Source organism: Arthrobacter sp. (genome assembly GCF_030540645.1).
Taxonomy (GTDB): domain Bacteria; phylum Actinomycetota; class Actinomycetes; order Actinomycetales; family Micrococcaceae; genus Specibacter.
Genome location: NZ_JAUNVV010000116.1, coordinates 1 through 7,409 on the forward strand (window position 1 = coordinate 1; position 7,409 = coordinate 7,409).

8 protein-coding genes are annotated in these 7,409 nt (G+C 64.9%); 4 read left to right on the plus strand and 4 right to left on the minus strand.

Features of this window, described 5'->3' with window-relative positions:
- Positions 1-1,948: DUF2264 domain-containing protein (locus Q4P21_RS15305; protein ID WP_303389589.1), on the plus strand; the 1,948-nt coding region annotated here is incomplete at its 5' end.
- A gap of 105 nt (positions 1,949-2,053) precedes the next feature.
- Positions 2,054-2,449, plus strand: a complete 396-nt coding sequence (locus Q4P21_RS15310) for a hypothetical protein (protein WP_303389590.1) — start codon at positions 2,054-2,056, stop codon at positions 2,447-2,449.
- Positions 2,450-2,519: 70 nt separating this feature from the next.
- Here the strand turns inward: Q4P21_RS15310 and Q4P21_RS15315 are convergent, their stop codons facing one another.
- The 4 genes from Q4P21_RS15315 to Q4P21_RS15330 form a co-directional block, all read right to left on the minus strand.
- Entirely contained in the window at positions 2,520-2,990 is a 471-nt protein-coding gene (locus Q4P21_RS15315; protein ID WP_303389591.1) for a hemerythrin domain-containing protein, read from the minus strand.
- 62 nt (positions 2,991-3,052) lie between these two features.
- Positions 3,053-4,696: an ABC transporter permease gene (locus Q4P21_RS15320; protein WP_303389592.1), complete on the minus strand. Its 1,644-nt coding sequence runs from the start codon at positions 4,694-4,696 to the stop codon at positions 3,053-3,055.
- Complete coding sequence (locus tag Q4P21_RS15325; protein WP_303389593.1) at positions 4,693-5,685, minus strand: ABC transporter ATP-binding protein; 993 nt, start codon at positions 5,683-5,685, stop codon at positions 4,693-4,695. Before Q4P21_RS15325 ends, Q4P21_RS15320 begins: the two co-directional genes overlap by 4 nt.
- Positions 5,686-5,694: 9 nt before the next feature.
- A complete protein-coding gene (locus tag Q4P21_RS15330; protein ID WP_303389594.1) occupies positions 5,695-6,369 on the minus strand; it encodes a TetR/AcrR family transcriptional regulator in 675 nt (224 codons plus the stop codon).
- Between the two features lie 64 nt (positions 6,370-6,433).
- Between Q4P21_RS15330 and Q4P21_RS15335 the strand changes: the two genes are divergently transcribed.
- Both Q4P21_RS15335 and Q4P21_RS15340 read left to right on the plus strand, forming a co-directional pair.
- The gene (locus tag Q4P21_RS15335; protein WP_303389595.1) at positions 6,434-7,132 is read left to right on the plus strand and encodes an NUDIX hydrolase; all 699 of its coding nucleotides are present in this window, start codon (positions 6,434-6,436) and stop codon (positions 7,130-7,132) included.
- Positions 7,133-7,195: 63 nt separating this feature from the next.
- Positions 7,196-7,409: hypothetical protein (locus Q4P21_RS15340; RefSeq protein ID WP_303389596.1), on the plus strand; the 214-nt coding region annotated here is incomplete at its 3' end.

The following is a 7,409-nucleotide window of genomic DNA, read 5'->3' on the forward strand; positions in this document are numbered from 1 at the left end:
AACGGGCAAGGGAGCCATCATGATTGAGATGCCAACCCCCAATCGGGACTTGAGCCCGTTGACCGGATACACGCGAGAGCACTGGCTGGCTGCAGCCGACGCGCAACTGAACGCAGTGCGGCCGTTCGCCACGGCGGATCACTCCTTCATCAATCTCCCAGGCATCGCCAGCATGTCCGGCACCATCTCCGACGGGCTGGAAGGATTCACCCGCACGTTCATCCTCGCCGCATTTCGTGTTGCCGGGGAAGCCGGTGCGGACCCGCACGGCCACCTCGATTTTTACCGCTGCGGCCTGCTGGCCGGCACTGACCCCACCACCGCAAACCCATGGCCCCGCATCGACGTCACACGCCAGGCCATGGTGGAAGCGGCCTCGCTGGTCCTTGGCCTGCACCTGACACGTCCTTGGCTCTGGGACACCCTATCCATCCAAGAACAGGATCAGATCATCTTGTGGCTGGGCCACTCAGCTGGCATGCCCGTCCCTGACAATAACTGGGTCATGTTCAAGGTCATGGTCCAGGAGTTCATTGCCTCCACCGGACGGCCCTTCCACGAGGCAGACATCAACAACGGACTAGCGCGCATCGAGGATTGGTACGTCGCGGACGGGTGGTACAGCGACGGTGACGGGCAGCGCTTTGACTACTACGCGGGCTGGGCCCTGCACCTCTACCCTTGCCTCTGGACGCTCATGGCAGCACCGCGCGTCCCCGAACTTGCCTCCCAAAAGGCCGCACTCTACAAGGAACGCCTGGCCCGCTACCTTCAGGACTTCCCCTACTTCTTCGGCGGCAACGGAGCCCCCCTGTTCCAAGGCCGCTCACTGATCTACCGATTCGGTGCCACCGCCCCGCTCTGGCTCGGGGCACTCATGGGCGTCAGCCCGCTGGCACCGGGTGCCACGCGTGCACTGGGCAGCGCGGCCCTGCGCTATTTCAACGACGGTGGGGCCTTTGGCGTGAACAACGTGCTGGGCTGCGGTTGGTTTGGCACGTTCCGCCCCATGACCCAGATCTATTCCGGCCCAGCCTCACCGTACTGGACCTCCAAGGGATTCCTTGGCCTGCTCCTGCCGGCAGACCACCCCGTGTGGACCGCGCAGGAACAGACTGGTCCCGTCGCCGCAGCCGACTCCGTCCGCGTACTCCATGCCCCCGGCTTCCTGCTTTCCAGCACGGCCACCGACGGCGTGGTGCGCCTGGCCAACCACGGCAGCGACAACTATCCGGGCATCGTTCCCAGCGATGACCCCCACTACTCGCGCCTTGCCTACTCCACTCACACGGCCCCGGAATACTGCGCACCGCTGGACAATCACATGGCCGTCCTGGATATCCAGCAGGCACCGTCCCGCCGCACCGTCATCCACCGCCGTGAAAGTACGACGCCGGACACTCTGGCCAGTGCCCACCGGCCAGTCTGGGGGGATGAGGCTGTGGAGACGGACTCGCAGTGGCGCATCACCTCCGCCACGGCCGTTCGCGGCCCGTGGGAACTGCGTGTGCACGTGCTGGAATCGGATACACCCCAATCCGCAACCGTGCGAGAAGGCGGATATGCGGCACCCGTCGGCGGCGCAGTGTCGTCGCATCTCATTCCGGTGCTGGGCTGGGGCCATCCCGGGCAGGGAAGTGCAGCGCAGGGGAACCCGGGGCCCTGGGAGTCGGGGGTGGAACTGGCCACGGGCAGCAACCCGATGGCGGCGCAAACCCGCATCCCGTGGCTCACGGGAGAATACTCCGGAACCCGCAGCGTCCATGCTTCCCTGGCCGTCCTGACGGGCGACCCTGCGGTGGTCGCACTGCTGGAAGGTCTCGACCCTGCCACGATTGCGCCCGTCCTGGATGACAGCGCTGATAATTCCGGAAATGGCACCCTAACGCTGACCATTACGGCACCGGACGGAAAGCCACTGGCCGCCGGATACCGGCTCCAAAAGTAAGGCATGCTCCTCCTGCCAGCGCATGGGCAGTGGCATCCGAAAGCGGGCAGACCAAGGTACGTGGAAGCTCCATCGGGAAGCGTTGCCGGGCGTTGGTATACTCCGATGGTGCGTATCCGTCCCCTTGATCTTGTGGATGTTCTGGCCTACCTTGTGGTGCTCGGATTGTTTACCCAACTGTTTCCTGCGGTGATTTCTGAATCCTTCCTCCTGTCATTTCTGACGGCCATCCTACTCAAGGTGGTCTTGGACCTGGTGGTACGGGTCAAGGGGAACATCGTCGCGAGGATAAAGGCCACTGAGAGTGCCAGCGTTCGCGTGGTAAACGTTGTAGCGCTGCTGCTCGTGCTGCCGGGCAGCAAACTATTGGTTCTGGAACTGGTTGCGCTGGTTTTCGGTGACGCTGTCCAGCTCGGAGGCTTCCTTCAGGTGACGGGGCTGATCATAGTTCTCATGCTTGTCCGCGGCGGTGCACGACGTCTGGCTTCTCCTTCAAGTTAGGCAGTTCCAGGCAAGCACGTGCCCTGTACCTGCTCGAACCTTGGTGCGCCCGGCTGGACCCCGGCGGTCGTCAGGCTGCCGAGCAGACCCAGCCCTCCGGCGTCGTGCCTGCCTCGAGGAACGCCAGGAGTTCACTGCTGGCCGACGTGCCAAGGATGTCGTCGGCCTGCGTGTAGATGATGGGCTCCTCCTTGGAATTGTGGTCATCCAAGAGCGAAAGTAGGTTGGTGCAGTCGTTGCGCATGGCTGCGGTGTCGGCGCCGTCGGCCAGCAGAGCCGCGACAGTGTCCATCTGGCGCCAGAGCTGGCCGTGCTCGCGCAGCATGACGAAGATGGGGCCCATGAGCCCGGCCGCCTTCAGCGGCGGAAACAAGAACTCCTCTTCCAGATAAATATGCCGCCGCAAGCCGGTCAGTGCGGACAGCAGCGGTGCGGGGTCGGCCGTTGCAGCACCGGCAAGGGAGGCGATGTATGCTTCGATGCCGCCGTCAATCGCACGGTGTTCGAGTTCCAGGGCCTGGCCCAACGTCATTGGTTCCATGGTTCCTCCTTCGTGGTCACTTTTCTTCAGGCTACTCCGGAGCGCATCATTCCGGGCGCGTACTATTCCGGCACGATGTCCCGCGTGCTGAAACGCCACATCCCCAAGGCGCCCAGCAACGCGGCGATCAGGCACAGCACCACAATGGGCAGCGGGGCGAAGTCCTCGGCAGGCATGCGCGGAACGGCGCCAAACGGGGTGGCCTTGATGGCTGCTTCGGAGAGTGAAAACAAGCTGCCGAACATGGCCACCATCACGGAAATCCCGTACACCGCCCAGCCCAGGCTGATACTGAGCCGCGGAAGGAAGCCCTGCAGGAACAACAACACGCCCAGCATCAGCAGCACGGCCGGCCAGTAGGCGAATGACGCCTGCGCCATGGTGCCGCCGGTGGCCGCCCCGTTGGAGGAAATACCCATGAGCCAGCCGCCCAGCAGCAGCATCACGGCGGAACCGGCGGCGGCAACCACCACCTGGGCGAAAAGCCATCTGGTGCGCGACAGTGCACCGGCCAGCTGGGATTCCAGCCTGCCGCCAGCCTCTTCGGCCCGGGCAGCGGCCAAGCACTGTACGGCGAAGGCGCCGGCCAGCAGGCCGTTGAACAAGGCAAAAATGGCCAGCACGCTCTGGAGCATGCTGCCGCCGCTGTTGCCCACCAGCGCCCGCGCAAATGGGTTTGACGGGTCCAGCAAGTCGCTCATCGCCTTGCCCACACCGCCAAAGAACAGGCCGGCAACCACCGCCCCGACAAGCCAGCCCAGCAGGGAGCCACGCTGCAACCGCAGCACCAGACCCACGGGCCTGGCCAGGAACGCCGTGGCTGTTGCCGGGCCCCGCCGTTGCGGCAAAAGCCCCATGCCCAGATCGCGGCTGGTTTCGATCCGCAGGGCGACGGCACACCCCACAACCGCCAGCAGGAGTAGTGGCAGCAGCGGCCACCACGTGTTTTGCCCGAACGCCCGCATGTTTTGTGCCCAGCCGATGGGGGAGAACCAGCTCAAGGGGCTGACGTCGGTGCCCTTGGTCTGCAGGTCCGCCCCGGCACGGATGAAGTAGAACACGGCCAACACCACAACCCCCAGGGAATTGGCGCCCCTGCTGGTGGAACTGAGCTGGCCGCACAGGGCGCCAATGGCAACAAAGGCTAATCCGGTGCCGGCGATCGAAGCCCCCATGATGAGGGAACCGGCTGTCGGCAACTTCACCGACAGGCACAGCAGCGCAACCAGCAGCCCCACCACCACGCTCAATGCGCCGGCCACCGCATAGTTCGCCACGCTGTAGGCGTGCCGGCCCAGCGCCGCGGAACGCAGCAGTTCGGTGCGTCCTTCCTCCTCGTCGGCGCGGCCGTTGCGGGTGACAAGAAAGATCGAGGCAAAGGCCAGGGCGACGGCAAGTGTCATCCAGATCTTGATGACGAGGATGCCGCCCAGCGAACCGGCGGCGTATGGCAGGCCCGTCATGGCGGCCACGGCGGGGGTGTTGGCCACCTGTGCGTAGGCGTCCCGGGCGGCCTGCGTGGGGAAGGCCTGCTGCTGGGAGTCGTACACCACGGGAATCATGACTGCCAGCACTGCCGCCCATACCAGCAGCCTGATCCAGTTGCGGCGCAGGATGAAGCGGATACAGATGGACAATCCGGTCATGGTGCCCGAAGATGGCAGGGACGGGGAGCCTGCGCGGGAACCAAGCGTTGCGGTGTTCATCGCGTCCTCGCCCTGTGCTTGCCTGCCGCGGGTGCCGCGGGTGCCGGTGCACCCGCGTCGGAAGCGGCAGCTGCGTCGGAGAAAGCGGAGGCGGCTGCCTGTCCGCCGTAGTGGCGCAGGAACAAATCCTCCAGCGACGGCGGACTGGACACCAGCGTGTGCGGCGCATACGCCGACAGGGCCGCCAGCACCCCGCCCAGTTCAGCTTCCCCCACGGTGAAGGCGGCCTTGGGGCCGTCGACCACCAGATCGTTGATGCCCGGCACGGAGGCAAGCACGGAAGCATCACGGTCCAGCACAATGGACACCGTGGTTCTGTGCAGGTGCCGCAGCTCATCCAGGCGGCCGGCCTCAACAGTCCGGCCCTCGCGGATGATCGTGACGGTGTCGCACAACTTTTCCACCTCGGCAAAGATGTGGCTTGAGAGCAGCACGCTGCGGCCCTCCTGCTTCACTTCGCGGATGCACTCGGTGAAGACCTGCTCCATGAGCGGGTCAAGGCCCGACGTCGGCTCGTCAAGGATCAGCAGTTCCGCGTCGGAGGCGAGCCCCGCCACCAGGGCCACCTTTTGCCGGTTGCCCTTCGAGTAGCTCCGGGCCTTCTTTGTAGGGTCAAGTTCAAACCGTTCCAGGAGGCTGTCCCGCCTGGCGGTGTCCACGTGGCCGCGCAGGCGCGAGAGGATGCCGATGGCCTGACCGCCGGTGAGGTTGGGCCACAAGCTCACCTCCCCGGGAACATAGGCAATGCGGCGGTGAAGCTCGACGGCGTCACGCCAGGGATCCCCGCCCAGCAGCCGGGCGGTCCCGCCGTCGGACTTCAAAAGACCGAGCAGGATCCGGATGGTGGTCGACTTGCCTGAGCCGTTGGGGCCCAGGAAACCGGCCACCGTGCCGGCCTCCACCCGCAGGTCGAGGCCGGCTAGTGCAATAGTCCTGCCAAAACGCTTGTGCAGGCCCGTGGCCTCAACAGCCAAATCGATTGCGGACATGACATTTCCTTATCGTGGTGGCGTTTCCCCTGCGGGGCCCGCGGGTGGGTGGTGGAGGCTGCCCGCATGCTGGAGGTACTGCTCCAGATAGCTCCGGTCGGTGAGTAGCCCCTCGGTGAATAGTTCCAGCGTGGGGAGCATGGTGTCCGTGTAAAACTGTTCCGTGACGGCCTGGAAGTCGTCCAGGGCGGTGGTGGGATTCATGGTCATGCGGACCACCAGTGCGCCGACAGCCTGGTAGACGAGGAGCCGGACGCGTGCTTCCTCGTCGCGGCTTGGGACCACCAGCCCTCGGTCAACCGCCTCGCGGGTGAGCGTGAGCGCTTCGGCTACCAGAGCTTCGATGAATTCGCGCCCGGCCGCGCCTCCCTCGCGCACGCTGCGCAGGATGTACACGAGCAGGATTCCGCTGCCCCTGGCGGCGGGGAACGCGGCAAAGATGTTGGCGGGGCCGGCCTGCAGGCTCTCCACCTTGAGGGTTCTGTAGCGATCGAGAACCGTTGCATCGCACTCCGCGCGAAGTGCCTCCTTGGAACCAAAGTGGTGGCGTACCAGCCCGGCGCTGACACCGGCGCGGGCGGCAATGGTGCGCAGCGACTCGTCAAAACCCTGCGCGGCGAAGCCTTCAATGGCCGCGTCCCGCAGCCTTGCCCTGCCCGTCAAATCCGTCTGGGCTGCCCTCATGAATAGCAGACTACTCGCATGTATAGTCACAGGCAATGGGCTGGTGATGGTCCATACTGGCACTATGGAAAATCGCTCAGGGCTTGCGCCGCTGGAAGATGCCTGCACGGTTGTTTTGCTGCGGGACGGTGCGGGAGGCCTTGAGACATTGATGCTTGAACGGCCCAGCTCCAGCAGCTCCTTTGGCGGTGCTTGGGTCTTCCCCGGAGGCAAGGTGGACCCGGAAGACCGGGCAGGCAAAAATGGTGCCACCCTTGATGAGCTCGCTGCCGCTCGCGCCGCCGGCCTGCGTGAACTTGCCGAGGAAACGGGCCAGCGACTTTCCCCCGACGATCTGGTGTGGCTGGCCCAGTGGACGCCCATGCAGAAGCTCCCCCGCCGCTTCCGCACATGGTTCATGCTGGCCGAAGCATCCTCTGAGCAGGTGGTGCTGAACCCGGGCGAACATGACGCGTATGCGTGGCTCACGCCAGCGGAAGCCCTGGCCCGGCATGCGGCCGGCACCATGACGCTCATACCGCCCACGTGGGTCACGCTGCGCCACCTGGAAACCATGGGCTCAGTTGCGCAGGCACTTGAGCAGGCTCGCGTCGGCACGCCTCCCACCTACAATTCTCACTGGCTCATGCCCGACGGCGGCACCCGCCCCGCCGGGGTCATGTGGGCCGGGGACGCGGCCTATCCTGGGTCGCAGGCTCCGCCCGGTGCCCGGCACAGGCTGATCACCACCGGGCTGCCCTGGATTTTTGAACACACCAACTGAGTCAAACCCACCAACTGCTCTAAAGCCGCAGATAAAAATCATCGCCTGAGAAAGAAGGAAATCATGGCCTGCAACAAATGCCCGAAGAAGCGTTGGAAAGACCTGAGCAAAGGCGACAAGTATGCCATAGTGCTGGCTGGCTGCGTGCAGCTTGGCCTGCAGGTGGCAGCCCTGCGCGACCTCTCCCAAAGGACCCCGGCGCAAGTCAACGGCCCAAAGTCCACGTGGGTGGCGGCGTCGTTCATCAACTTCGCCGGCCCGATCGCCTACTTCCTGC

What these genes read in the sequence shown, in the direction of transcription:
- Q4P21_RS15330 (WP_303389594.1), bottom strand. Translation starts at nt 6,369, where the DNA reads ATGAGGGCAGCCCAGACGGATTTGACGGGCAGGGCAAGGCTGCGGGAC.
- Q4P21_RS15335 (WP_303389595.1), top strand. Translation starts at nt 6,434, where the DNA reads ATGGAAAATCGCTCAGGGCTTGCGCCGCTGGAAGATGCCTGCACGGTT.
- Q4P21_RS15315 (WP_303389591.1), bottom strand. Translation starts at nt 2,990, where the DNA reads ATGGAACCAATGACGTTGGGCCAGGCCCTGGAACTCGAACACCGTGCG.
- Q4P21_RS15325 (WP_303389593.1), bottom strand. Translation starts at nt 5,685, where the DNA reads ATGTCCGCAATCGATTTGGCTGTTGAGGCCACGGGCCTGCACAAGCGT.
- Q4P21_RS15310 (WP_303389590.1), top strand. Translation starts at nt 2,054, where the DNA reads ATGGTGCGTATCCGTCCCCTTGATCTTGTGGATGTTCTGGCCTACCTT.
- Q4P21_RS15320 (WP_303389592.1), bottom strand. Translation starts at nt 4,696, where the DNA reads ATGAACACCGCAACGCTTGGTTCCCGCGCAGGCTCCCCGTCCCTGCCA.